The organism is Marinobacterium maritimum (assembly GCF_039523155.1).
Lineage (GTDB): Bacteria > Pseudomonadota > Gammaproteobacteria > Pseudomonadales > Balneatricaceae > Marinobacterium > Marinobacterium maritimum.
In genome coordinates this window covers 338,699-363,742 of the sequence record NZ_BAAAET010000001.1, presented here as the reverse complement: position 1 = coordinate 363,742, position 25,044 = coordinate 338,699, and the positions used below count along the sequence as shown (strand labels likewise).

27 protein-coding genes are annotated in these 25,044 nt (G+C 58.5%); 17 read left to right on the top strand and 10 right to left on the bottom strand.

The window, feature by feature from the left end:
- Positions 1-39 precede the first annotated feature (39 nt).
- Positions 40-756 (top strand): AzlC family ABC transporter permease, encoded by a 717-nt coding sequence (locus ABD013_RS01680; RefSeq protein ID WP_343801303.1) that lies wholly within the window; start codon positions 40-42, stop codon positions 754-756.
- The gene (locus tag ABD013_RS01675; RefSeq protein WP_343801300.1) at positions 746-1,054 is read left to right on the top strand and encodes an AzlD family protein; all 309 of its coding nucleotides are present in this window, start codon (positions 746-748) and stop codon (positions 1,052-1,054) included. The genes ABD013_RS01680 and ABD013_RS01675 overlap by 11 nt, the downstream gene beginning before the upstream one ends.
- A 12-nt stretch (positions 1,055-1,066) precedes the next feature.
- Here the strand turns inward: ABD013_RS01675 and ABD013_RS01670 are convergent, their stop codons facing one another.
- Positions 1,067-1,387: a DUF6482 family protein gene (locus ABD013_RS01670; RefSeq protein WP_343801298.1), complete on the bottom strand. Its 321-nt coding sequence runs from the start codon at positions 1,385-1,387 to the stop codon at positions 1,067-1,069.
- 107 nt (positions 1,388-1,494) lie between these two features.
- Between ABD013_RS01670 and ABD013_RS01665 the strand changes: the two genes are divergently transcribed.
- Together ABD013_RS01665 and ABD013_RS01660 are read left to right on the top strand one after the other, a co-directional pair.
- Positions 1,495-2,451 (top strand): ketopantoate reductase family protein, encoded by a 957-nt coding sequence (locus tag ABD013_RS01665; protein WP_343801295.1) that lies wholly within the window; start codon positions 1,495-1,497, stop codon positions 2,449-2,451.
- A 47-nt stretch (positions 2,452-2,498) separates the two neighbouring features.
- On the top strand, positions 2,499-2,843 hold the full coding sequence (locus ABD013_RS01660) for a HopJ type III effector protein (protein ID WP_343801292.1): 345 nt from the start codon (positions 2,499-2,501) through the stop codon (positions 2,841-2,843).
- On the opposite strand, the gene dinB is transcribed toward ABD013_RS01660, so the two are convergent.
- Entirely contained in the window at positions 2,844-3,938 is a 1,095-nt protein-coding gene (dinB, locus tag ABD013_RS01655) for a DNA polymerase IV (RefSeq protein WP_343801289.1), read from the bottom strand.
- 61 nt (positions 3,939-3,999) lie between these two features.
- Between dinB and ABD013_RS01650 the strand changes: the two genes are divergently transcribed.
- The 3 genes from ABD013_RS01650 (at position 4,000) to ABD013_RS01640 (ending at position 6,534) form a co-directional block, all read left to right on the top strand.
- Complete coding sequence (locus ABD013_RS01650; protein ID WP_343801286.1) at positions 4,000-4,173, top strand: hypothetical protein; 174 nt, start codon at positions 4,000-4,002, stop codon at positions 4,171-4,173.
- A gap of 89 nt (positions 4,174-4,262) precedes the next feature.
- Complete coding sequence (gene olsF / locus ABD013_RS01645) at positions 4,263-5,981, top strand: bifunctional ornithine lipid synthase OlsF (protein ID WP_343801283.1); 1,719 nt, start codon at positions 4,263-4,265, stop codon at positions 5,979-5,981.
- Between the two features lie 52 nt (positions 5,982-6,033).
- Positions 6,034-6,534: a DnaJ domain-containing protein gene (locus ABD013_RS01640; protein WP_343801281.1), complete on the top strand. Its 501-nt coding sequence runs from the start codon at positions 6,034-6,036 to the stop codon at positions 6,532-6,534.
- A gap of 19 nt (positions 6,535-6,553) precedes the next feature.
- Here ABD013_RS01640 and ABD013_RS01635 read toward each other — a convergent pair whose 3' ends face one another.
- Positions 6,554-7,498, bottom strand: a complete 945-nt coding sequence (locus tag ABD013_RS01635) for a hypothetical protein (RefSeq protein WP_343801278.1) — start codon at positions 7,496-7,498, stop codon at positions 6,554-6,556.
- Positions 7,499-7,720: 222 nt separating this feature from the next.
- On the opposite strand from ABD013_RS01635, the gene ABD013_RS01630 reads away from it, so the two are divergent.
- From ABD013_RS01630 to ABD013_RS01615, 4 genes are all read left to right on the top strand, one after another.
- The gene (locus ABD013_RS01630) at positions 7,721-7,927 is read left to right on the top strand and encodes a dodecin (protein ID WP_343801275.1); all 207 of its coding nucleotides are present in this window, start codon (positions 7,721-7,723) and stop codon (positions 7,925-7,927) included.
- Between the two features lie 298 nt (positions 7,928-8,225).
- On the top strand, positions 8,226-9,644 hold the full coding sequence (locus ABD013_RS01625) for a sensor histidine kinase (RefSeq protein ID WP_343801271.1): 1,419 nt from the start codon (positions 8,226-8,228) through the stop codon (positions 9,642-9,644).
- 232 nt (positions 9,645-9,876) lie between these two features.
- Positions 9,877-10,137, top strand: coding sequence for a hypothetical protein (locus ABD013_RS01620; protein ID WP_343801268.1), 261 nt, complete (start codon positions 9,877-9,879; stop codon positions 10,135-10,137).
- A gap of 3 nt (positions 10,138-10,140) precedes the next feature.
- Positions 10,141-11,541, top strand: a complete 1,401-nt coding sequence (locus ABD013_RS01615; protein ID WP_343801265.1) for a sigma 54-interacting transcriptional regulator — start codon at positions 10,141-10,143, stop codon at positions 11,539-11,541.
- Positions 11,542-11,577: 36 nt separating this feature from the next.
- Here the strand turns inward: ABD013_RS01615 and ABD013_RS01610 are convergent, their stop codons facing one another.
- Positions 11,578-12,141, bottom strand: coding sequence for a hypothetical protein (locus tag ABD013_RS01610; RefSeq protein ID WP_343801262.1), 564 nt, complete (start codon positions 12,139-12,141; stop codon positions 11,578-11,580).
- Positions 12,142-12,251: 110 nt separating this feature from the next.
- Here ABD013_RS01610 and ABD013_RS01605 point away from each other — a divergent pair, with 110 nt between their 5' ends.
- Positions 12,252-13,622, top strand: coding sequence for a methyltransferase (locus ABD013_RS01605; RefSeq protein ID WP_343801259.1), 1,371 nt, complete (start codon positions 12,252-12,254; stop codon positions 13,620-13,622).
- Here ABD013_RS01605 and ABD013_RS01600 read toward each other — a convergent pair.
- From ABD013_RS01600 to smrA, 3 genes are all read right to left on the bottom strand, one after another.
- Positions 13,603-15,687, bottom strand: a complete 2,085-nt coding sequence (locus ABD013_RS01600; RefSeq protein WP_343801256.1) for a tRNA(Met) cytidine acetyltransferase TmcA — start codon at positions 15,685-15,687, stop codon at positions 13,603-13,605. The two genes, ABD013_RS01605 and ABD013_RS01600, sit on opposite strands and share 20 nt — an antisense overlap.
- Entirely contained in the window at positions 15,684-16,397 is a 714-nt protein-coding gene (locus ABD013_RS01595) for a hypothetical protein (protein ID WP_343801253.1), read from the bottom strand. Before ABD013_RS01595 ends, ABD013_RS01600 begins: the two co-directional genes overlap by 4 nt.
- A gap of 83 nt (positions 16,398-16,480) precedes the next feature.
- Positions 16,481-17,065: a DNA endonuclease SmrA gene (gene smrA, locus ABD013_RS01590; RefSeq protein ID WP_343801250.1), complete on the bottom strand. Its 585-nt coding sequence runs from the start codon at positions 17,063-17,065 to the stop codon at positions 16,481-16,483.
- A gap of 139 nt (positions 17,066-17,204) precedes the next feature.
- On the opposite strand from smrA, the gene ABD013_RS01585 reads away from it, so the two are divergent.
- Positions 17,205-17,987 (top strand): hypothetical protein, encoded by a 783-nt coding sequence (locus tag ABD013_RS01585; protein ID WP_343801247.1) that lies wholly within the window; start codon positions 17,205-17,207, stop codon positions 17,985-17,987.
- 140 nt (positions 17,988-18,127) lie between these two features.
- The gene (locus tag ABD013_RS01580; protein ID WP_343801244.1) at positions 18,128-19,864 is read left to right on the top strand and encodes a DEAD/DEAH box helicase; all 1,737 of its coding nucleotides are present in this window, start codon (positions 18,128-18,130) and stop codon (positions 19,862-19,864) included.
- 139 nt (positions 19,865-20,003) lie between these two features.
- On the opposite strand, the gene ABD013_RS01575 is transcribed toward ABD013_RS01580, so the two are convergent.
- Complete coding sequence (locus ABD013_RS01575) at positions 20,004-20,927, bottom strand: LysR family transcriptional regulator ArgP (protein WP_343801241.1); 924 nt, start codon at positions 20,925-20,927, stop codon at positions 20,004-20,006.
- 118 nt (positions 20,928-21,045) lie between these two features.
- On the opposite strand from ABD013_RS01575, the gene ABD013_RS01570 reads away from it, so the two are divergent.
- Together ABD013_RS01570 and purT are read left to right on the top strand one after the other, a co-directional pair.
- Positions 21,046-21,672 carry a LysE/ArgO family amino acid transporter gene (locus tag ABD013_RS01570; RefSeq protein WP_343801238.1) on the top strand — a complete coding sequence of 209 codons (627 nt, stop codon included), beginning with the start codon at positions 21,046-21,048 and terminating at the stop codon, positions 21,670-21,672.
- A 220-nt stretch (positions 21,673-21,892) separates the two neighbouring features.
- Positions 21,893-23,074, top strand: a complete 1,182-nt coding sequence (gene purT, locus ABD013_RS01565) for a formate-dependent phosphoribosylglycinamide formyltransferase (RefSeq protein ID WP_343801235.1) — start codon at positions 21,893-21,895, stop codon at positions 23,072-23,074.
- On the opposite strand, the gene ABD013_RS01560 is transcribed toward purT, so the two are convergent.
- Entirely contained in the window at positions 23,075-23,371 is a 297-nt protein-coding gene (locus ABD013_RS01560) for a hypothetical protein (protein ID WP_343801232.1), read from the bottom strand.
- Positions 23,372-23,419: 48 nt separating this feature from the next.
- Positions 23,420-23,701: a GIY-YIG nuclease family protein gene (locus ABD013_RS01555; protein WP_343801229.1), complete on the bottom strand. Its 282-nt coding sequence runs from the start codon at positions 23,699-23,701 to the stop codon at positions 23,420-23,422.
- A 95-nt stretch (positions 23,702-23,796) separates the two neighbouring features.
- Between ABD013_RS01555 and nhaD the strand changes: the two genes are divergently transcribed.
- A complete protein-coding gene (nhaD, locus tag ABD013_RS01550) occupies positions 23,797-25,038 on the top strand; it encodes a sodium:proton antiporter NhaD (protein WP_343801226.1) in 1,242 nt (413 codons plus the stop codon).
- The last annotated feature ends 6 nt before the right edge of the window (positions 25,039-25,044 follow it).

Below are 25,044 nucleotides of genomic sequence, written 5' to 3'. Positions count from 1 at the left end.
ACTCCCTCGCTTTGCGAGGTCTTCTTCCCTGGAGTCAACATGAACAGCCCCCACGCCGAGCTGCACCAGCTCAGCCGTCAACTTATCTGGACCGGCTTCAAGCAACTGGTTCCGATCTCCCTGTTTGTCATCGCCTTCGGCATCGCATTTGGCCTGGCCGCTATACAAACCGGACTCAGTGAAGCTGAAAGCGTCTTGATGAGCACCCTGGTCTTTGCCGGTGCATCTCAATTCGCCTCGCTGGAGCTGTGGGGTCCCCAGGTGCCACTGTTCACTGTTCTCTTGACTGTGTTTGCCATTAACGCCCGACATTTGTTGATGGGGGCCACCCTTTACCCCTGGCTGCAGCATTTGCCTCCGGGGAAACGGTATGGTGTCATGATGGTCGCTTCAGATGCCAACTGGGCCATGGCCATGCAAGCCTTTACCAAGGAACAGCCGGGCCTGGGCCTGCTGTTCGGTGGCGGGCTCGCTCTTTGGTCCTGCTGGATTCTGGGCACCTGGCTGGGCATTTTCTTCGGCAGTGCCATACAGGAGCCACAAAGCCTGGGACTGGATATGGTGATGGGCTGTTTCCTGCTTGCCATGGTCGTTGGCGGTGACAAGAACCCGAGAATGCTGGTCATCTGGTCGGTTGCCGCAAGCTCATCCCTGCTGGCTTACCGGTATTTACCTGAAAACAGCCATGTCATTGTGGGTGCACTGGCCGGCGGCCTGCTTGGTGCTTTCTGGATGGAGTCAGGCGATGAGCATTGAAACAGCCGGCATGGGACCGATGGTCATTATCCTGGCCATGGCACTCGTCACCCTGGCTACACGATGGGGTGGCGTGTATGTCATGTCCTTTGTACCAATCAGCTACAGGGTCAAGCAATTCATTAACGCCATGTCCGGGTCGGTACTGGTTGCGTTGATAACCCCCATGGCCGTTGCCGGTGACAATGGGGCACGGCTGGCACTCCTGGCCACAGCAATCATGATGCTGCTCACCAGAAAGCCCCTGCCAGCCATCGCTGCCGGTGTACTGGCCGCCGCCCTCTTTCGGCAACTATAGTCCCCATATTGCTCAGGAGCAGTCATCATCCGGGTTGGCCAGCTTGACCTCTAACGGCGCTGGCTTTTCACCCCCTGGCATCCCGATCATCTCGTTATAGGCGCTTTCATGCAGCAACACCGTGTCGGTGATCCCTAGCCCCTTGAACGGGAACTTGGCGTCCAGCTGGCTGGTAAAGCGCATGATCCTGCCTTCGTCGTCACAGACATTCAGCACCCCCTCTCGTTGCGCCAGCTGTACCTGCACCAGGTACATGCTGCTCTCAAACGCCCTGAGCACCAGCTGTTCAATCTGCCCATACTGTTTTTTGACTTCGCTAAGTGAGATTTTCATCGCCTGCCTCCTGTTGCATATATGCACTTACGCGCGCCCACCCAAGACGGTTTATCTACCGCATCATTTAGGGTACAAACAACCCTCCTGATCAAAGGAGGTACAGGATGAAGTTTCTGATTATCGGCGCCGGAGGAATCGGCTGCTATTACGGCGCGCGCCTGCTGGAAGCCGGCCATGCAGTGACCTTCATTGCACGCGGCGCCCACCTGGAGGCAATGCAGCAGCAAGGGCTGACCGTGGAGCATGAGGCAATGCAGTTCAACGCCGCGGTGGATGCCATGAGCATGGATACACTGATAGCCCAGCACAGTTGTGCCGATTACGACCTGATCATGCTGGCGCTCAAGTCAGGCGCAACCGCCGGCTGGCTGGCAGAATGCGGCCCATGGCTGAAGCACGCCGACACCCCTGTATTGTCGCTTCAGAACGGTGTCGACAACGAGCCCCTGATCGCCGAAACGATTGGTCAGACGCGTACGCTGGGCGGTCTGGCGGTACGCATCGGCGGCCATATCATCGCACCTGGCCATATCGAAGCCAAAGGCCCGGCACAGGTGGTGATGGGACGCTGGCCGCGAATTGCAGCCCCCGATCCGGCACTGGAGCAACTGGCCGAGACGCTGAACGCGGCCCAGATCCCGACTCGCGTGACTGACAACATCCGTTACGAGTTGTGGAAGAAGCTACTGATCAATAACGGCGTTAATCCGCTCAGCGCCCTCACCGGACTGGATACACGCAGCCTGACGGCGGATCCTGCTCTGGGTAAAGCGGTGTATGCCATGATGCAGGAAACGGCTGTTGCTGCCCGTGCGGATGAAGTCGAGCTGACACCGGCTGACGTGGATGAGATGTTTGCCCTGATCAGCCAATTTGATGCTATCAAGACTTCGATGCTGGTTGACCGTGAAAAGGGACGTCCTCTGGAGCTGGACGATATCAGTGGCGCCGTGATTCGCCGCTGTCAGCAACAGGATGAGCCCGCGCCCAATACCGAACTGGTGCAGCGGCTGCTGCAGCTCGATATCCGCCCTGTGCAATGGCAGCCACTGACGGCATAATGCCCGGCCATAATTGCGTGACCCGATAATCTGAAGAGGATAACGAAATGACTCCGGAAGCCTTTGCCGCCCGTATCGGCCAGGATGAAAACCTGGATTTCGAAGACACCCAGGCGGTGATCAGCGAATACTTCGACTACGCGCCCTGCGCGTTCAATAATGGCGAAGTGTTCAATGAAGCCGGCCAGAACGAGGGCTCCTGCAAGATCTTCGGTTTCGGCCAGCTGATGCAGCTGAACAAGGAACAGACCCTGGCCTGCTTCGGTCGCTTCTACCGTGACGTATTGAACACGCCGGACGGTACCGATCACGCCAACATCCGCAACTTCATGGTGAGTGGCTGGGACGGTATCAAGTTCGAAGGTCAGCCGCTGCAGCGCAAGGCTGACTGATCAGAACAGCGGAAGCTGCTCGGCTTCCGCCTCCCCCTCTTTCGCTCCCAGACGGTAACCAACCCCCAGCAGGCGCACCGGTCGCGCACCACGGTGCCAGGCCTCCTCCATCAGGGATGCAAACACGCCCTTGTGAGGCTGATCTGCACGACACTCGGCCGTGGTCTGGGCAAAATCGTTGAACTTGACCTTCACCACCGCTCCCAGAATCTGGCGGGACTCGCGATGACGCTCATAGCGTTGCTCCAGATCCTCCATCAGCGACTCCAGCTGATCGAGACAACTGGCCAGATCGGGCAGATCCTGGCTGAAGGTATGCTCCACACTGATCGACTTGCGCTCGCGGTGGGTACGCACTTCTCGTGTATCCTCACCTCGTGCCAGCTGCCAGAGGCGCTCACCGAAACGACCGAAGTGATTCTGCAACTCGACCAGCGAAAGTGACTGCAGCTCGGCACAGGTCCCAACACCCAGCCCCATCAGTTTTTCCTGGGTACGCGGCCCCACCCCCGGAATCTTTTTCACCGCCAGTTGAGCGACAAAATCAGCCTGTTGCTCGGGAGTGATCACACAAAGGCCGTCCGGCTTGTTCCAGTCACTGGCCACCTTGGCGAGGAACTTGTTCTGTGCCACACCGGCCGATACGGTGATCCCTGTTTCCTCCTTGACCTGCTGCCGTATGGCTTCGGCGATCCGCGTAGCGCTGCCATCCAGCAAAGCGCTGTTGCTCACATCCAGATAGGCCTCATCAATCGAGACCGGTTCGATCAGGTCGGTAAAACGGCGATAGATCGCAAAAATCTGATCAGCCACTTCACGATAACGGGCCATGTTGCCGGACACCAGCTTCAGCTTCGGGCACAGCTGCAGCGCACGCGCACTGGGCATGGCAGAGTGGATACCAAAGGCTCTTGCCGGGTAGTTGCACGTGGAGATCACACCTCGCCGTTCGGCAGCACCGCCAACCGCCAGAGGAATATCCTGCCACTCGGGATGCTCCAGCATCTCCACGGCCGCAAAGAAGCAGTCGCAGTCCAAGTGGATGATTTTTCGAGCAGAAAGCTGTGGATCGGAGGCGGGGTTTGCAGGTTTCATCGGGGCACTTCTGTTATACAGTGTATATATTCACGCATGAAACTCGCCCTGGAGCAAGCCGATGTCAGAAGAACAAGAATGGAATGGCCGTGAACGACGCAAAACATCCGATCGACGTCAGACGCCCGACCGACGTCAGGATATCCGCTTCGAACCCGGCAACCCTGACCGTCGCAAGAACCGTGGACGCCGCAAGGAAGACAAGGACCCCTGGCAGAAAAGCCTCGAAGGCTAACCAGACTGTCACCGCCCGGTCATTTTTCAGTCACCCCGCTGTCACCTGATCGCCATAGTGTATGGGTCAGTTGATAGAGGTGACTGAACATGCAAATCGATGTAGAACAGGTACTGGTCAATAAATACCCCGCGTTTGCGCACAAGCCCGCTCCGGTCCGCCGCTCCACCCTTTTTTGCCTTCGCCGCCTGGTGCGTGAGCAGGAGATCAATCGCTTTCTGGAAACCCACAAGGGCACCCGCGGGTTCGAGTTTGTCGACGAAGTCCTGGACTACTTCAACTTCAGCTACACCGTCAGCCACAAGGAGCGGATGAACATCCCGTCCTCGGGGCGTGTAATGATTATTGCCAACCACCCGCTCGGCGCTCTGGATGGCCTGGCCCTGCTCAAGCTGGTCGGTGAAGTTCGCCGGGACGTTCGTATCATCGCCAACGATGTGCTGATGAATTTTGATGCGCTGGAAAACCTGTTCCTGCCAGTCGACAACCTGGGCAAGAGCACGCGCAAGGCCAACATCGCCCGTATCGTCGATGCACTGCAGAACGAGGAAGCCGTCATTGTATTTCCCGCCGGCGAGGTGTCACGCGCCGGCCTGACAGGCATCAAGGACGGCAAGTGGAACAGTGGCTTTATCCATTTCGCGCGCAAGGCCAACGCTCCGATCCTGCCGGTGTATCTCGGCGGCAAGAATTCCCCGCTGTTTTACGGCCTGTCCTACATCAACAAGTCGATGTCGACCCTGATGCTGGCCCGTGAGATGTTCAACAAGCACTCGGTTACCCTGCCGGTGCGGATTGGTGAGCCGATCGCCTTCAGCCAACTCGATGCTCTCCCGGTCTCCAACCGTGATAAGGCCAGGCTGCTGAAGAAACACCTGTACCGTATCGCCCGAAACAAGGCACCGCTATTCCTGACCGAAAAGACCATCGCACACCCGCAAAGCCGCCAGGCACTGAAGCAGGAGCTGAAGAAGGCCGAATTGCTGGGCGAAACCTCAGACGGCAAGAAAATCTATCTGTTCAATTACCATCCTGATTCGGTGGTGATGCAGGAGATCGGTCGCCTGCGTGAAGTGGCTTTCCGCACGGTTGGCGAAGGCACCGGCGAAAAACGCGACCTGGACCGCTACGACCAGTACTATCGCCACTTGATTCTCTGGGATGAAGAAGACCTGGAGATTGCCGGCGCCTATCGCATCGGCGAGGGGTCTCGACGCATGCAGAGCAAGGATTATCAGCTCTACAGCGAGTCCCTGTTCAACTACAGCGAACAGATGGACGAGATCTTCGAACAGGGAATTGAGCTGGGCCGCAGCTTTGTGCAGCCACGCTACTGGGGCAAGCGCTCACTGGACTATCTCTGGTACGGCATCGGTGCCTACCTGCGTCGCCACCCGGAAGTACGCTACATGTTCGGCCCCGTCAGCCTGAGCAATAGCTATCCGAAGCGCGCTCGCGATCTGCTGGTCTGGTTCTACCGGCATTACTTCCCTGATCAGGCCTGGCTGGCCCGCTCACGCAGTCCCTACCAGCTGGACAGCGATGCCGAAGCGACCATCCATCAGCTATTCTCGGGCAACGACTACAAGGAAGACTTCGCTCGGTTGCGCGAGCAACTCGACTTTCTCGGCGTATCCGTACCGACTTTGTACAAGCAATACAGTGAACTCTGCGAGCCGGGCGGGGTCAGTTTCCTTGACTTCGGCATCGACGCCGACTTCAACTACTGTATCGACGGGCTGGTACTAGTGGATACCCACAAGGTGAAAGCGCGCAAGCGTGACCGTTATATCGGCAGCCATGGCTAATTTCCCCCACTGAGGTAAAGTACCTGTCCGTCGTTGTAATGCTGGAGACAGGATGCACCCTTTAGGACTGGTACTTTTCGCCATCATTGCCCTGGGCAGTTGGTACTGGTGGCAGGCGCAACCGCTTGAGCAGCGTCGCAGCGCCAGCTGGAAGATCTTTCTGCTGCTGGTCATCATCGGCCTGCTCTTCCTGGCGATAACCGGCCGGATGCACTGGCTGGGGGCCTTGATCGCACTGACACTGCCCTTCCTGAAAAAGCTGTTGCCTTTGCTGCTACGCTTTTTTCCGTTCCTGGCACGCTGGTGGCAGTCACAGCAACAGCAGAAAAAACAGCAAGGTCAGTCACGCCGACAGCAGCGCAAGCCCAACGGCAACAGCAGAATGAGCAGCGCTGAAGCGCTGGAGGTTCTTGGGCTCAAGCCCGGCGCCAGTCGTGAGGAGATTATCCGGGCTCACCGCCAGCTGATTCAGAAATTGCACCCGGACCGCCAGGGCAGTGCCTGGCTGGCGGCCCGAGTCAACGACGCCCGGGACCGCTTACTGCACGACTAGGAAGCAGCCATCGGACGGGTCACTGCCACCAGTCCAGTTCGCCGCTGGAAATACGTAACATGTCACCTGCAGGCTGCAGCTCCAGTGAGCGACCATAGGCCGGATGAAACCCTTCGAGCTCAAGCCCGCCATCCGCATCCAGGCCGAAGTGGATTGGCTGCAGCTCCAGCCCCTCGGGATAAAGACTCAGCAGCTCCGAGGAGCTCCGCTCCCAGCGACCCTGATACTCAATCACCGGCTGGTTGTTGAGATAATCTTCGGTTAAACGAAAGCGCCCCTCACGCGCCAGGGCAAGACTGAGACGGCGAGTACTGATCGTCTCAGGCGTGACGTATAGGGCACGTAGCGGCCAGTGCTCCAGGTCACCCAACCGGGCACAACCGCGGGAATAATTGCCGTTGATTTCCGCTTCCATGCTGAGGGCATACCAGGCCCCGGACTTGCCACGACAGGGTTTGGCCTCAACCTCAAGCAGCAATTGGTGCTCCTTGCGACCACCACCACTCGCCATGGTCTGCTGCCAACGACGCATCCTGGCCAAACGCTCAGCCTCCGGCCGCTCAAATCCCAGCTGCAGTAAACGCCCCGGGTAATGCACGCGCACATGGCGCTTTCTCAGGTCGAGAATCACCTTGCCATCGTCGGATACTGCCCTAAGCTCGATCGCGGGCAAGGTGTACTCACAAGCAGCCAGAGAACCACCGATCACCAGGGGCTGCTTCAACACCAACGGCGACGCCCCCACTGCGGCTTGCGCTTCTACATAGACAGGCCAACCTTCGCCAATACTCTGGGCCGCATATTCCCGCTTCAGCAGATCAGATGCCACCTCAACACTCAGGGTATCCTTCGCCCCACAGACGGAAAAACGGTAACCCTCCCCTTTCTTACTCAGCGTACCGCGCACAAGCTGATCGCGTTCTCCCGGCTTGACCGACTGCAGCCCGCAACCCGTTATCAGCAAGGGTATTACAACTGCCCATGCCGATATCCATTTACACCGCATTAACTCCCACTCCGTTATTTTAAACACGCGTTTAGAGCATCTGATATTCAGCGCAACAGTCTACCGGCTCGATGCTTAAATCAAAACGAAAGCGCCCCCTTTTTTAAAGCTGTCGTCCAAGCGCGACTGCTTTATCTCGACTAGACTCAACAGACTTAATCTGGACAGAGGAGAGCTCACATGAGTGACCATATCTATAAAATCGTCGAAGTCGCCGGTTCCTCTACGGAAAGTCATGACGACGCCATTCGGCAAGCCATTGCCAAAGCGTCCGAAACCATTCAGCACCTGAACTGGTATGAAGTCAAAGAGATGCGTGGACATATTGCAGACGGTCAAGTGGCCCACTATCAGGTCGTCGTTCGACTGGGTTTTCGTCTCGACTAGAAAGTATCCAAAAAGAGACATTTTAAGTCATTGAAATATAAAGTATTTGTCAATCCAAACACCAAAGTGTATGCAATTTACCGACAGTATAATCCCAACAAATACTAACAACACCCGGCAAAAAATAAATAACCTACTGATAGTAAAGGACTTGCCAACAAAAGGAACAATACTTGCTAAGGCGCTGGATGCCCAGACAAGCCCTTCGGCATCACTGGGTACATGGCTACCGCTGCCTGACGGTGAGTCTGTTTAATGGAATAATCGCGTCCACACTGGCTGAGCGACACAGACACTGATGATCCGTTTCAAATGGCATACCCACTCACTCAAGCAGCTGGTACTGCTGGCTTTCTTTCTTGCCGCCATTCCCCTGGCCATATTGATCTTTCAATCCGGTAACGCACTGGTTGATCAGTCCGAGCGCTCCCGCACACTGGCCCGTGAAATGCTGCAAAGCAGCCAGCAAACCGAAGAGCTGCGCATTCTTGCCGAAGACGTCACCCGCGCGGCGCGGCAGTATGAGATCGTTAAACGCCCAGAGCTGCGTAACCGGCTCGAACAGCAACTGGACGCCTACCGCGCCCTGCTGCAGAAACTCAGGCTCCCACCACAACTGTCGCCCACAGCGAACAATTTGGATGACCTGCTGGACAGCCTGAGCCTGCAGGCAGAGGATGAGGCTGCGCCACACTTCGAACCGGCCGACCTGGACCGCCTGATCACCAGCACTCAGGAGCTGATCAGCGCCATCGACCAGATGTTCAATTCCCGCTTGGCCGAACTCGAACAACAGGTCAAGGCAGAGCAACAGCGCACAGGCTGGCAGGCATCTGCACTGATGTTGGCCTCTACCATCCTGATTCTGTTTTTCAGCGCCCGAATCAACCGTCCGGTACAGCACCTCATCCAGCATATCCGTGCATTGGGAGAAGGCGAACGCAACCCGTCTCCCCAGCTATCGGGGCCGGTCGAACTGGTCCAGGTGAATGAACAATTGAACTGGCTGGCCGAACGCCTGACAGCACTGGAAGAAGACAAGGCCCGTTTTTTGCGTCATATTTCACACGAATTAAAAACACCACTAACGACCCTGCGGGAAGGTGCTGATATTTTATCAGAGGAGCTGGCTGGACCCCTGACTAAAAACCAGCACGAGATCGTTCACCTGCTTCAGCAAAATAGCATTACCCTGCAGGAGTTAATCGAACAACTGTTAGATTACAATCGCTTACAGCAGCCTCACCGGCTTCAGATAGAAACAGTTGCAATACACTCTCTACTCGAGCGTATAATCGCGCCCTTCAAGTTACAGATCGAGCAAAAAAAATTGCAGCTTGAGCTGGAACTTAATAATATCGACGCTTGGGACACCGATGCGCATATGTTGCAACGTATATTGGCGAACCTGATTTCGAACGCTGTACATTATTCGAATGAGGGCGGCACTATCTGCATCAAAACCTGCCAAACCGGTTCTGAACTGGAACTTGAAGTGGCTAACACCGGCCCTCAGATTCCGGACACCGATATCCCGCAGTTATTCGAGCCCTTCTATCAGGGCAAGAATCGTCGGCGCGGCCCATTGAAGGGCTCAGGAATAGGATTAAGCATAGCGGCCCAGGCCAGCAACGCGCTGAATGCTCAACTGCAGGTCAGTCGCAACAGCGACGGCTGGGTAGCATTCAGTCTTTTATTACCATCACTGGAACACTGAAGCGATGCGTCAGCTTTTACTCTGTACCTTGATGATGCTTCTGGCAGGGTGCCAGCTGCTGGAGCGCTCTGTGCTGCGTCCGGCAGCCAGCGATAACGTTCAAACTCGAGCCTGCGATATTGACGACGCGCAGGTGATTGAGTGGTTAAATTATGAACATCGTTATATTTCGTCTACACTTGAACAGAAGCGAAAGCTTCTTATTGACGCAGAACGAAGACAGCAAAGGACATTGCACGCACTCTTGCTGAGCACACCGGGCCAGTCACCTGAACAACTGCGACGAGCTCTTGAGTACCTGAGCACGCTTGGCACGCGCTCCTCCTGCAGCTCCAGCCAGTATATCGAGGTACGCACCCGCCAGCTGCAGTTGCAGCTGGACCTGCTGGAACAACGCCAGACGCTCGAGCAGCAGGTAGACGAATTGCAGCGTCAGGTAGACGCCCTAACCGATTTGGAACGACAGATTACGCGACAGCGTGAGGAGCACTGACAGATGACGTCAACCCCCCATATCCTGCTGGTCGATGACGATACCGCCCTGCTGAGACTGCTGGAGATGCGGTTGCAGGCAACCGGTTACGAGATCAGCTGTGCTGAAAGCGGTGAAGAGGCCCTGAGCCTGGTCCGCCAACGCAGCTTTGACCTGGTACTCACAGACCTGAGAATGGATGGCATGGATGGCCTGACGCTTTTTTCTCGCATTCAACAGGAGCAGCCCGACCTGCCGGTCATCATCATGACCGCACATGGCTCCATTCCTGAAGCGGTAGAAGCGACACAGAAAGGTGTTTTCGGCTTCCTGTCCAAGCCCATCGACAAGCAGCACCTGCTGGATACGGTGCGCGCAGCCATCAAGAGCTCGCAGCGCAGCCAGGACCAGAGCTGGCGCACTGGCATCATCAGCCACAGCGACCGCATGGAGCAGATCCTGGATCAGGCCCAGCGTGTGGCAGCATCCGATGTCAGCGTCCTGATCACAGGTCCCAGCGGCAGCGGCAAGGAACTGGTTGCCAAGGCGATTCACAAGGCCAGCATTCGTGGTGACAAGCCGTTCGTGGCGATCAACTGCGGCGCCCTGCCGGAACAACTGCTGGAGTCCGAGCTGTTTGGCCACACCAAGGGCGCTTTCACCGGCGCCGTCAACCAGCACGAAGGCCTGTTCCGCGCGGCTCAGGGCGGCACGCTGTTCCTTGACGAGATCGGCGACATGCCGGTCACGCTGCAGGTCAAGTTGCTGCGTGCCCTGCAGGAACGCACAATCCGCCCGGTCGGCTCGACCCAGAGCGTACCAATTGATGTACGTATCATCTCGGCCACCCACCGCAATCTGGAATCCGCCATGCTGAGCCAGGAGTTCCGAGAGGACCTCTACTACCGCCTCAACGTGGTCAACCTGGAACTGCCGCCGCTACGCGAGCGTCCGGAAGACATTCCGTTGCTGGCGCGCCACTTCCTGTCCCAGGCGGCACAGAAGCACAACCGCAAGGTCCGCGGCATTTCACCGGGTGCACTGCACCTGCTGGCCCAGGCCGCCTGGCCCGGCAACGTGCGCCAGCTTGAAAACGTGATGGAACAGGTCGTGGCGCTGAGCCCTTCACCCATCATTCCTGAAGGCCTGGTCTCCAAGGCGCTGACCAACCAGGAGCGAGTAATTCCTTCGTTCAACGAGGCCCGCGCCGACTTCGAACGTCGCTACCTGATCAAGGTACTGCAGATCACCGAAGGCAACGTGACCCATGCCGCGCGTATTGCACAGCGCAACCGCACCGACTTCTACAAGCTACTCAACAAGCACGATCTGGAAGCGGCGCAGTTCAAGGCCAGCGCCAAGGCAGCGCTTGCCGCCCAGCAGGAAGCACTGAAGCAGGCTGACAAGAAAAGAAAGGCAGGCTGAACACCTGCCCTCTGGGGTAACTGAGCAGGCAACCTCTCAGTTACCCAACACCTCCAGCGCCTTATCGGTCAGCTCGACCACATCCAGCACGGTTCCCCGCCCTTCGGCAACACGCACAATCCGGTCACCCAGTACAATCAGTTCAACCGCCTCTGAGCCATGTCCAAGTTGCTCCAGATAGCGATGCGGCAGGCGCTCGCCATGACGATACAGATCGGCGTCCAGCACCTCACCTCGGCGCACCTTGTCCTGCCAGCCTGGCGGCAGCTCACCACCCCGTGCCAGCTTCTTCTGCAGCCCCGGCGGCAGCGATTTGTGCTTACCCCCTTCAGGGTGATAGCCATAATGCTCTTCCAGTACCAGGTCTCGCAGCAGACGGCGCTCGCGCTCACTCAGCGGCAGAAAACGGTCTTCATCCCGATCAGAACGCTCATCTCGCTCCCGCACTTCACGGCGATCGCTTTCGCGGGTTTCACGAGTGTCGGCTTTGCCTTTGTATGCTTCTTTTGCCTCTTTCGGTTGACCGGCCCACTCCGGCTTCTGGGCCACCACCGGCGTTGCCAGCAGGCTCAGCGTTAGCCCGATTATCGCTGCTTTCATATCAAACCTTCCTCTGTTGATCGGGGAGTTCCAGTACCATCCGGCATTGGCATTTTAGCTCGGCTTGACTAGTATCTCCCTGTTTTCGTGTTATGTTCGATGAGTCCGTCATGTCAGTACCCAGCCTTAACGAAGCCCTCGCGCTGATGAACCAGAGCGCTTTTCCCGTTGCTCGCGCTATCTGTCAGCAGCACTTGGCCCAGCGTCCCGATGATTTCAACGCCCGCCACCTGCTTGGGCTGATCCAGTTCAAGGCCGGCAACCTGCTTGGCGCCACCAAGGAACTGACCAAGGCCAGCAAACTCAACCCCGGCCCCCGCTTCCAGGCCCAGGCCCTGAACAACCTGGCCCTGGTTCTCCAGGCCAGAGGCAAGCGGGAACAAGCAGTCGAGGCCTGCCGTACTGCCCTGCAACTGCAGCCGCAGGAGCTCGCCTTCCACCTGAACCTGCTGGGCCTGCTGGAGCAGCTGCAGTGCTGGCATGACATTGTCGACCACCTGAAGGGCAACCCGGAACTGGCTCACAATGATGAGGCTCAGCTCTGTCACGCTGTGGCGGCACGCCACCTGGACCATCACCAGACGGCGCTCGACATTCTGGCCAGGCTTAGGAACAGTGTAGAAGTGGAATCTGAACGGGCATTGAACCTGTGCCTGCTGGGCAACAGCCAGGCTGCCATTGCCAACTGGAAGGCGACGGGTGCGTCCCCCGAATTTCTGGTTCAGCTGGCTGACTATATCGCCGAAGAGGGCTTTGCCACGGCGGCCACACCGCTGTACCAGGTGGCAGCCCTGACCGAACCGGACAACCTGAGCGTTCGCCACATGCTCGACGCCGCCCAGGGCCAGTGTACTCCCGAGGCACCGTCGGATTATGTACGCAACCTCTATGATACTCATGCCGAGCAGTTCGAGTCGCGCCTGCAGGACCGACTGGGCTACAACGCACCGGAAAGACTATGCCAGCATCTGACGCACCTGATTACGGCAGATGTCCCCATAGATGCCGTTGACCTCGGCTGCGGTACCGGCCTGTGCGGAGTTGAGCTGCGCAAACAGCTGCCGATAGCCAACCTGAGCGGCTGTGACCTGTCGCCGCGAATGCTGCAACTGGCCGCCAGCAAAGAGGCATACGACACCCTGAGCTGCAGCAGCTTGCTGGATTATCTGGCCAGCGTTGAGCCGGTGCAGCTGATTACGGCGACCGATGTCCTCATCTATACCGGCAACCTGAAACCGGTGATTGAGACCCTGCCCCGAGCACTCAAGCCCGGCGGTTATTTTGCGTTCACCGTGGAGCTAAATTCGGACGATTCAGACGTTAGCCTGCACTCTTCCGGACGCTACCGCCACAGCCAGCATCATATCGAAGCACTGGCTACCCAATACAGCTGCTCAATCCAGCTGCTCGAAGCCTTCCCGCTGCGGACGGAAAACGATGTCGTTATCGAAGGATTGATGGTTATTCTGCAGCGAGCCTAGCCAGCAGGGTTTGGCATAGTATACGCAACCGCTCCAGTTGCGCTCGCTTGCCAGCGGGTTCAGCCACCGCGCCGGACGGCAATTGACGCAGGATACGGTCGCAAAGCAGGCGCTGATCGGCTACTGACAACTGCCAGTCATCCCAACGATGCACACTGGCCTTAAGCAACTCGCTCAGCGGCAACAGGCTGCTCTCAAGGCTGCGCTGGGCATCGCTGAAGCCTCGCAGCCGCTGCACCATCATGACCGACAGCAAGGGCAGCTCTGCAGGATTGCTCAGCAAGGCCGGCAGACGCTCCGCTTCCAGGTCACGCAGTACGCCCGGCAGGCGCTGCAGCAAACTGCGCCGATACCAGCACCGAGCCTGCGGCATCCAATGCTGAACCTCCGCGGTCAGCGGCTTGAGTACCAACAGAGCATGGGTACCGGCCACAGGGTCGCGCTGCTCACCCAAACGCAGCGGGCTGTAACCATTGTTGCGCCAGAACTGCAGCAGTTCATCACTGGCGGCAAAACTGGCTCCAAGATAGTCGATCTGCTCGGCACGCGCGTCCTGCTCGATCCACTGCAGCAGCTGACTGCCAACGCCCTGCTGCTGTACATCGGGATGCACGGCAATACGCACGACCCGCAACGACCGCCAGGGAGCTACCTCGCGCCAGCCTTCCTGTGCAATCAGCGTCTGCGGCAGCAGATGACCACGGGGACGCCGGCGCCCCTGCCAGATCGCGTCCGCAAGTTCATCGGGCAAGGGCCCCTCTTCGGCCAGCAGTGCGCACGCCACGGGAACACCGGCTGCACGCACCATGTAGATTCTCATATTGGGGCTGTCAAGCAGGATACGCAGGTCACCGGGCGTGGTACGGTAGTGCGCCAGTACCAGGAGGCCAAACAGATGGCGTAGAAGCCTGGTGTCCTGCGCCAGCGCAGCCTGGCCCATTCGGACCACTTCCAGCTCAGACGCCTCTCCTCCCGGCTCGCCAGCATCCACATCGAGCAACAGCATACGGTTGCTTAACTGCTCCAGCGGGTCGGGTGCTGCCCAGCGAATCGGGGTGGTCAGGCGATACTCGCAGCAGCGTGGATAACGGCTGCGCAGCTGACGCAGAAACCGCAATGCAAACCCCTGACCATTGCCTTCATAGCCATGCAGAGTGGTCGCAAACACCGCACGTGGGTAAGTATTCACCAGCTGCAACAGTAGTGGCGTCGGAATCGTGGCCGCCTCGTCCACCAACAAAAGGTCTGCCTGTACATCGGCATGCAGCAGTTCATCCGGACGATAGTATTGCAGGCGCGGGCTGAGCTCCGGCACCAATGCCTCCACCCGCTCCAGCAGGGATGCTATGGCGCCCCGAGAGAACGCCGTCACCGCCACCTTCTTTCCTGCCTGGAGCAACCGCGCGGCCGCAATTCCCAGCGCCGCGCTCTTGCCCCGCCCTCGGTCGGCACTTAGCACCAGCGGTTGCTGGCGTTTGGCCGCCGAGTCCAGTATCAGCTCAACCGCCGCTGTCTGATCCACACTGCGAAACGGAGCTTCCACCACCGGCAGCGGTACCACCGGCGGCAGCAGTGGAATGATCGGAGCCTCGCCCTGAGCCCAGCGAACCAGCTCATCAGAAGCACTTAAGACCCGTATCAGATGGGAAAGGTAGTGACCACGCAGTTGCTCAGGTGAGTAGGGTTCAACACAGAGGGAGGCATATTCGGGATCGGCAAAGCCGGCCCACTCGCTGGCCGAAGGAGTCAGCAGCACCACGCAGCCGCCCCCCTCCACTGTGCCGCAAAGTTGACCAAAAGTGTTGGGATTAAAACCGGCAAATGCATCGAACACGGCAAAATCCAGCGTCTGACCCAGCAGTTCAGTCGCCTGACGGGCACTGACCGGCACCAGTTCTGCCGCTGGCTGGCCTCCCACCAGCACGCCCCGCCCCTGCAACCAGTCTGACAGGGGGCCGGCAAGCTGCTCTCGGCACCAGTTTTCCTCTCCACAGACCCAGATCAGGACACGCTGGCGAGACCGGCGCAGCTGCTGATACAGCTGCACCAGAGACGTTGCACTCATTGATCGGTATACATCATTCCGGGGCTGGCCGGCTCGTTACTCTCTTCAGCCTTGAAGAATACACCTGGCGGCTGCTGCAAGGCTTCCTGAAGTTGCTGTTCCAGGTGTTGCTGCACCTTGCCCAGACTGAGTTCACCCCGGGGCTGGAAGGTCTTGGCCACGATACGCAATGGCAGGGTCGCCGTGAGCTCATGCCCCTGCACCCGGGCAAAACAGCGCTCGACCAGTTTGCGGGCATTTTCATTGGTGGACGGCAGTACTGCGCCGATCACACACCCCTGTTCCCAGCCGATCAAATCGCCCGGGCGGGAGAACTCCTCCCCCAGCACTCGCACCAGCTCCAGCAGGTGCTCACGCCGTACCTGCTCACCAAGATGAATACGCAGCACAGTCAACGGCGCAAACTCGCGCACCGATCGCCGGCACTCCAGCGCCAGCATGTGACGGTACCAGCTCTCGGTGGCGATGCCCGTATTGGGGTCCAGTGCCAACACTGGCTCCTGTGCCCGTGTAACCGCCCAGACCATGCTGCGGCTGCGCAAAACCACCATTAGCAGCGTGGTTGCCAGCAACAATACAATCAACAACACCACCAGCGTGATGCTGGAACCATTGGCAGCCGCCAGAGCCAAAGCGACCACGTTCAACAAAAACAGCAGCACTGTCAGGTAGCGGATGCGCTTCAACTGCTCGACGAACACAGAGTCCATAATCGGTCTTTCCTTTACCCTATTTCCCACACCAGTAAAGCGACTTTTAACGCGCAATGCAATTGCGCGCACGCCCGCCGTTGTCAGCGTCGCTTCTGGTGTTTCTCCCAGTTATCCTGACGAGCCTGATCGCTCTTGCGCAACATTACGTAGATTGCGCCCGTACCGCCATGCTGGGGCTGGGCAGAATGAAAGGCCAGCACCTGATCCAGCAATGGAAGCCACTCATTAAGATAGGATTTCAGTTGGTTACCCACGCCATCCGCACGATTGCTGCGACCATGCTGTATCAACACGGTACGGATGTTGAGATCACAGCTTTGGCGCACAAAGCTGGCAACCTCATCACGCGCCTGGGCCAGAGTACAATGCTGCAGGTTAAGGCAGGCATCGGTGCTGTAGCGTCCAAGACGCAGGTTACGAAACACCCCTTCCTGCACGCCATCCCGTTTCCAGCTAACCGGGTCAGCCGGGTGCAGCCATTCCACCGGATTCAACGTCAGCCCCTCAGGCGAGCCCTGAGCAAGACGTCGCCGGATGCTTTTGCCGGGATCAGCCTTGAGGGGGCGGCGCGACGCATTTTCATTCACCGTTTTTGCCTGGGGATTGCGCCGCACACCTTCCGCCTGCATCAAGGTACTGAAGTCGGTGTCATTGTCAGATCGCATATTTCCCCCCCCCGTGTAACCGTATACATCATGACCTGTGCAGTCATTTTGACAGGCGCTCTGATTCAATTGAACGCTTTTCGCCTGCAGAGTTCTCATTTAAGGTATCCATTGCCCTTAATTTTGAGGTAGCACCCCGATGCAACGACTGGTCATACTCCTCACCGTGATTGTCTCCGCCCTGGCCATTTACCTGTTTATCGTTCCTGAACAGACAACGCTGGATCCTTCTTCCCCGACGCCCGTATCCGAGAGCACCCGACTGGAGGCGCGAGAGCATATCAAAAGCCTGACGCAACAGGCAGCCGAAGATACCCTTGATGTGGCCGCTGCGAATCACTTCGTCACTGGCAGCCAGTTGCTGCAGTTGCCGGAGACCAAGCAGGAAACGGAGCAAGCCATTGCTCTGAACCCGACGGACTCAGACAGTGCCACCAGCTTTGCCGTAGACCTGCCGACCCCAACCAATACAGACTCCGGACTGGAAGCACAGTCACCCATATTGACGCCTCAGGATCGCCTGCGCTTGCAGGAGTTGCTCAACAACCCCAACCAGGCAGCCGACGAGATATTCTACGTCCATTCGGTGCGCAACTCTGACCAGCAGGGGCTCTGGGGCATCATTCATCAGGGCCTGATTGAAACCTTCACCCGCGGTATCCGTATCGAAGATCGCTCGCGCCTGCTCAGCGCCCATATTCCCGCCGATGCCGACGAGCCCCTGACCGACCAGCGCAGCTCCTGGCTGGGCCACTTGCTCAAGCGCAAGGTGGAGGAAACCTGGGTATTCAACTACCAGCAGGGGCTGCTGGGCCGCAATCCGAACGTGATTCACCCCGGCCAGCAGCTGGTGATTGTCCGCTTCAGTGAAGATGAACTGATCGATATCTATAACCACTTTACCCACTCCGGGGCGAACTGATCGCCCCGGCCTGCCGGTTTCAGTGGACGCAGTCAACCAAGACGCGTATAATTTAGTTCTTATTTTCAGAAAGCGTTGCCCCTGATCAAAAGCACTCGCAGCCTTTCTCCTCCTCTTAAGACCCAGGTATAACTCACAGCATGTCCAACACTGATACCAGCCCCGCCAACTTTGGCGATTTGGGACTGTCCGCTCCTATTCTTAATGCACTGACCGAAGTTGGCTACGAAACTCCCTCGCCGATCCAGGCCCGGAGTATCCCGCCACTGCTTGAGGGGCGGGATCTGCTTGGCATGGCACAAACCGGCACAGGTAAAACCGCCGCCTTCGCACTGCCGCTGCTACAGCGCATCGATACAGCCGCAACCCACCCGCAGCTGCTGATCCTCGCTCCGACTCGCGAGCTGGCACTGCAGGTGGCGACTGCCTGTGAAAAATATTCCAAGCACCTGCCGGGGCTGCGTACCCTGTCGATCTACGGTGGCCAGGGCTATGACAGCCAGATCCGCGGCCTGCGCCGTGGCGCCCAGGTGATCATCGGTACTCCGGGCCGCGTCATGGACCACATCCGTCGCGGCACCCTGCAGCTGGATCGACTGCAGGCGCTGGTACTGGACGAAGCGGATGAGATGCTGCGCATGGGCTTCATCGATGATGTGGAATGGGTGCTGCAGCACACCCCGGCCCAGCGTCAGATTGCCCTGTTCTCGGCTACCATGCCGCAGGCAATCCGTCACATCGCCGAAAACTACCTGCAGGATCCGGCCGTCATCAAGATCCAGGCCCAGACTGCTACCGCCAGCACCATTCGCCAGCGTGTCTGGGTGGTGCGCGGCATGAGCAAGACTCAGGCGCTGACCCGCATTCTTGAGCAGCACGAGCATGAAGCAGCACTGGTGTTCGTACGCACTAAAACAGCCACCGAAAGCCTGGCTGAAGAGCTGACCCGCGCCGGCTTCCCGGCCGCCGCCCTGCACGGCGATATCGCCCAGGTACAGCGTGAGCGTATCGTCAGCAAGCTGAAAAAAGGCGAACTGGACGTAGTAATCGCCACCGACGTAGTCGCCCGTGGTCTGGACGTGGAACGCATCAGCCATGTCATCAACTACGATATCCCGTACGACAATGAGTCCTACATACACCGTATCGGTCGTACCGGTCGTGCTGGTCGTAACGGCGATGCCATCCTGTTTGTAGCACCGCGTGAACAGCGCCTGCTGCGTCAGCTGGAACGTACCACACGCCAGCCACTGGAGACCCTGAAGCTGCCGACCGCCAAAGAGATCAACGCTCTGCGTGCCGAGCGCCTGCAGGCCCAGATCCTGGCAGCCGCTGAAAAGTCCAACCTGGACGAGTACATGCCGTTGATCACCAAGCTGCAGGAAAGCTCTGAACTGAGCGCCGAGCAGCTGGTCGCGGCCACGATCGCGTTGATGCACAGTGACAAACCGCTGTGGATGGATGAGAACGAACCCGATCCCAACACCCGCCCGGCACCGCGTGAGCGTCAGGACCGTGGCGAGCGTGGTGAGCGCGGCGAACGTCCGCGCCGCAACCAGCGCAACGAACCGGTAGCAGCCGGTATGGAACGCTACTGGATCGGCGTGGGCCATCTGCACGGCGTCAAGCCGGGTAACATCGTTGGCGCCATCGCCAACGAAGCCGGTATCGAAAGCCGCCTGATCGGGCGCATCAACATCGCCGACGAATTCAGCTGCGTCGACCTGCCGGCCGACCTGGAAGCCAACCAGCTGCAGACCCTGAAACGAGCCCGAGTGTGTGGCCAGCGCCTGGATATCCGCCCCTGGCAGGAGAACGGCAACGCTCAGCGCCGTCCCCGTGGCAAGGCACCGGTACGCCGCCAGCCGCGCCACTGATCACGCGACTCATCGCTGATCACCTTATCAGGCCGCGCGATACCTTCGGGTACGCGCGGCCTGTTTGTTTCCAGGCTCTTCCGGTCGGCTCAATACCCACCCCCAACTCACCGTCCAGGGCACTAGCACCTGCGACCGGTCAGGGGTGCGTCAACACAGGATGGGCATCGAACGGATCCAGCTGGTGCTTTGCCTCGGTGACCAGCGCCTCGGTCAACTGACGAATGAGTCGCGAGCCGAGATTCCACACATGCCAGTACAACGGCACAGCCAGATAACGCCCCGGCGTCATGTCTACCGCCTGTCCCGCTTCAATCATCCCCCACCCCTGCTGGTCCGGCACCATGCCACAAGCCAACCCACGCACGATCAGATCACAGAAGGCCGAAGATGATGGGATACGATGACGTGAGTACTCATGTGCCTCCAGACCGAAGAACTGTTGCAGGTAGCGGTTCTGTAACTGATCCTTATAACTGTACTCTGCTACCGGCGCGCGCCGGAAGCCGCCCGCCACCACCCCCTCGGGAAAATGACGCGCCAGGTAAGCGGGGCTGGCCAGACAGCGGTAAGGCACCACCCCCAGCGGAACACACAGACAACCTGGCATCGCCTTGGGTGAAGAGGTAATGCACCCGATCACCTCACCGTTTTTGAGCAACTGATGTGTCACATCCTGGTCGTCCACCTTGAGATCCAGTAGTAGCCGCTGCTCGGTTACCAATGATGCCACGGCATCTGGAAACCAGGTTTCCAGACTGTCAGCATTGAGTCCAAGCGCGACCCGGGTGAACCCCTGGATATCCTGTTGCGAAAGCGCCTGGTGCAGTTCCTGCTCAAGCAGGCTGATCTGACGATAATGCTTGAGCACCTGCTGACCGGCCTCAGTCGCGTGGATCGGCGCCGTGCGAACCACCAGCACCTGGCCGAGCCTTTCCTCCAGCTGCTTGATCCGTTGTGACACGGCAGACTGGGTCACGTGCAAACGCTGCGCGGCACGTTCAAAACTGCACTCCTCTACCACCGCGGCCAGGGCTGCCAGCTGTCGCAAATCGATCATCATTAATCTATCTAATCAGTAATTAAAAAGATTAGTTTTACTTACCCTCAACAGGATCGCAACATACGCAGCCTTTGACACCCACCCCGTCTGAATTCGCCATCACGGAGGAACGCACATCATGAGCCCACTACTGACACTGGAATGGCTGGCCTGGAGCAAAGGCCTGGCCACATCGGCCGGCCTGATCATGGCGATTGGTGCGCAAAACGCCTTTGTGCTGACACAGAGCCTGCGACGCGAATTTCACTGGCCGATCGCTCTGCTGTGCATGTTTTTTGATGCGGTGCTGATGACCGTCGGCGTGATTGGACTGGGCGTTGCACTCAGCCAATCCCCACTGCTGCTGGAGATTGCGCGCTGGGGCGGAGCTTTGTTCCTGTTCTGGTTCGGCCTGCAGGCGGCACAAAGGGCACTGGGCAGCCACAGCCTGACCACCGGCGGCCAGGGCGTTAGCAGCCTGAAACGCGCCCTGCTGACCACCGCAGCCGTCACCCTGCTCAACCCCCACGCCTATATCGATACCATCGTACTGATTGGCGGCATAGGCGGCCAGTACGAGCCAGGCTTGCGCATCTGGTTCGCCGTTGGCGCCATCACCTTTTCGGTGATCTGGTTCAGCAGCCTCTGCTTCGGTGCCCGCTGGCTGGCCCCCCTGTTTCGCAAACCGGTTGCCTGGCGAATTCTGGACGGCCTGATCTGCCTGATGATGTGGAGTATTGCCGTCAGCCTGCTGGTCGCGCTCTAAGCACTGGCGCCAATCTGCTGATCGCCCCTGAAAGCCGGACATAAAAAAGGCTGCCCGTTATGGGCAGCCCGACCGGGCCGGTAGGGCCCTATCAAGACCATACCTGAGGGTATGGAGCGAAGAACACCGCTTACCAACCCAGTATAGTTGGCTCGGTGGCCTTTACCGCCTGCACGGCCCTATAATGCGTGAAACATTTTCAATTTGGAGCTGACCGGCCATGACCACACTGGGCACACCACTTTCAGCCAGCGCGACCCGCGTTCTCATGTGCGGCGGCGGTGAACTGGGCAAGGAAGTTGTTATCGAACTGCAGCGACTGGGCGTTGAAGTCATCGTCGTCGATCGCTACGCCAACTCCCCCGCCATGCAGGTTGCGCACCGTTCACACGTGATCTCCATGCTGGACGGTGACGCCCTGCGGGCGGTGATCGAGCAGGAAAAACCGCACTACATCGTGCCCGAAATCGAAGCCATCGCCACTGACACCCTCGCGGAACTGGAAGAGGAAGGCTTCACCGTCATTCCCACGGCCCGCGCAACCCAGCTAACCATGAACCGCGAGGGTATTCGTCGTCTGGCCGCCGAAGAACTTGGTCTGAACACCTCTCCCTACCGCTTCGCCGGCAACTTTGTGGAGTTCAAGCACGCCGTCGAAGCGATCGGCATGCCCTGCGTGGTCAAGCCGATCATGAGTTCATCCGGCAAGGGCCAGAGCACCATCAAGCAGGCCGATCAGATCGAGGCGGCCTGGGAATACGCTCAGGAAGGCGGCCGCGCCGGTGGTGGCCGCGTGATCATTGAAGGTTTCGTCGAATTCGATTACGAGATCACCCTGCTGACCGTGCGCCATATCGGCGGCACCAGTTTCTGCGAACCGATCGGTCATATCCAGGTGGACGGAGATTACCGAGAATCCTGGCAGCCACAGGCGATGAGCCCGGCGGCACGCCAGGCGGCCGAGAAGATTGCCGAGAAAGTCACCCACGCCCTGGGCGGCCACGGCCTTTTCGGCGTAGAACTGTTCGTGCGTGGCGACGAAGTTATCTTCAGCGAAGTCTCACCACGCCCGCACGACACCGGCATGGTAACCCTGATCTCTCAGGACCTGTCAGAGTTTGCGCTGCATGCCCGCGCGATTTTGAATCTGCCGATTCCGCTGATCCGCCAGCACGGGCCTTCAGCCTCGGCGGTAATCCTGCCGACGGGCGAATCCAGCCAGACCAGTTTCGCCCACCTGCAGGCAGCACTGGCCGCGCCGGATACCGACCTGCGCCTGTTCGGCAAGCCCGAAATCCATGGTCGTCGTCGCATGGGGGTTGCTCTGGCTCGGGCCGAAGACGTGGACAGTGCCCGTGAAAAGGCGCGTCAGTGTGCGCAGACGGTTCGCGTCGAGTTCTGATCAGTCGCGCACTTCAAACCATGGCAAGCGGCTGTCCCCGTCGGGATGGCCGTAGCCCGGATAAAAACGATTGTCTCGCTCGACATACCAGGGGGCGCCGGGCAAACCGAGATCACGCTGCTTCAAAGGCAGCAGTTTGCCCTGCTGCACGATAAATTCGGCGCTGTTCGAAACCCCATCCGGGTGGCCGTAACTGCGGAACACCTTTCCCCCAACCTGCTCATACCAGGGCAACACCCCCCTTCCCTGAGGGTGACTGCTGGTGGGGAACAGTTTTTGCCGTTTGATTGTGAACATGCTGTATCAAAACCTGCGCTAAGCGATTGTTATCGCAATGATAACACCTTAAGTGTCTCTTTTTGAATACAGGTGATTTTCAATCAGTTGTTCCTTGTCAACTTTCCGCAGTTTTTTCAGCGCATACTCTCTCCTGAGTGCCGAGCTGCGATCGTGCCCCGCCTCCTGCCAAACCAGCTCAACCGGCCGCCGCACACGGGTATAACGCGCCCCCTTGCCCGCGCGCGTACCATTATGCTCCTCCACGCGGCGGGCCGTATCCGTCGTCACGCCGGTATAGAGACTGCCATCAGCACACCTGAGCATGTAGACCGACCAGTACTTTTCCACTCTTTTGGTACCATCTGCCCTGAAGCCTCTGTCACTGTTGGCAGCAGAGGCGTAATATTCTGCTTCCACACAATTCTGGGGGCACGGTCAAGCCGATGCAAACACTATTACTCGCGATCGCAGGGCTCGCCTTCCTGATGATCGTGCTGGAGGATGTGATTCACATCAACAAGGCGAAAACGACACTCTTCCTCGGCACTCTTGCCTGGTTACTGCTCTTTCTCTTCCCTCCCCACGGCGCCGACAGCCACCTGATTCAGGAAAAGCTCGACGAGAACGTTCTCGAAATCGCCAGCCTCTGGCTGTTCCTGATGGCCGCGATGACCTTTGTGGCCTTCCTCAACCATCAGGGCCTGATTGAAACGCTGATCTACAAGGTTTTGCCCAAGCAGCTCAGTGAGCGCAAGCTGATGTTCCTGGTGGCAGGGTTTGCCTTCTTCTTCTCCTCCCTGTCCGACAACATTACCGCAACGCTGATCTCCATCGCGCTGGTACTGTCATTGAAAATGGAAGCGAAGAAGACGGTGCGCTTTGCCGTACTGGTGGTGTTCGCGGTCAACTCAGGCGGGGTAGCCCTGATCACCGGTGACGTCACCACGCTGATGATCTTCATGCAGCAGAAAGTGGCCATCGACGACCTGCTTTGGCTCAGCATGCCAGCACTGGCCAGTGTGATGCTGCTGGCCACTCTGCTGTCCTTGAAGCTCAAGGGAGAGGTGGTGATCAGCCCCAGCCCCCGCCGGGACGACAAGGTCGGCATGATGATCGCGTGCATTTTCCTGCTGACCATCATCTCCACCATCATTCTCAACGTGATCGCGTCGGTTCCGCCGCTGCTCACCTTCCTGTTCGGCCTGTCGATCATGTTTCTGGTCGGACGGCTCTGCTACAAGGATGACGAACGAGAGAGTCTGCTCGACTATATCCGCGTGATCGAGTTCGATACCCTACTGTTCTTCCTCGGCATCCTGCTGCTGGTCGGCATGATGAAAGAGATCGGCGTGCTGGACTCGCTGGTGCGCGTCTATGAGGTACTGCCCACCACCGGCGCCAACTTCGTCATGGGCCTGCTGTCTTCACTGGTGGACAACGTACCGCTGACAGCAGCATTGTTGAAATCCGATATCGGCATGGATGCAGCCAGCTGGCTGACCCTGACCTACGCCGTTGGCGTTGGCGGCTCACTGCTGGTGATCGGCTCTGCCGCCGGCATCGTCGCCATGAGCAAGGTGGAAGCGATCACTTTCATCAGCTTCATGCGCTACTCCGGCATCATCATGGTCGCCTACACGGCGGGCTTTGCCGGCAGCTATCTGGTCGGGCACACCCTGCACTGACCGCTG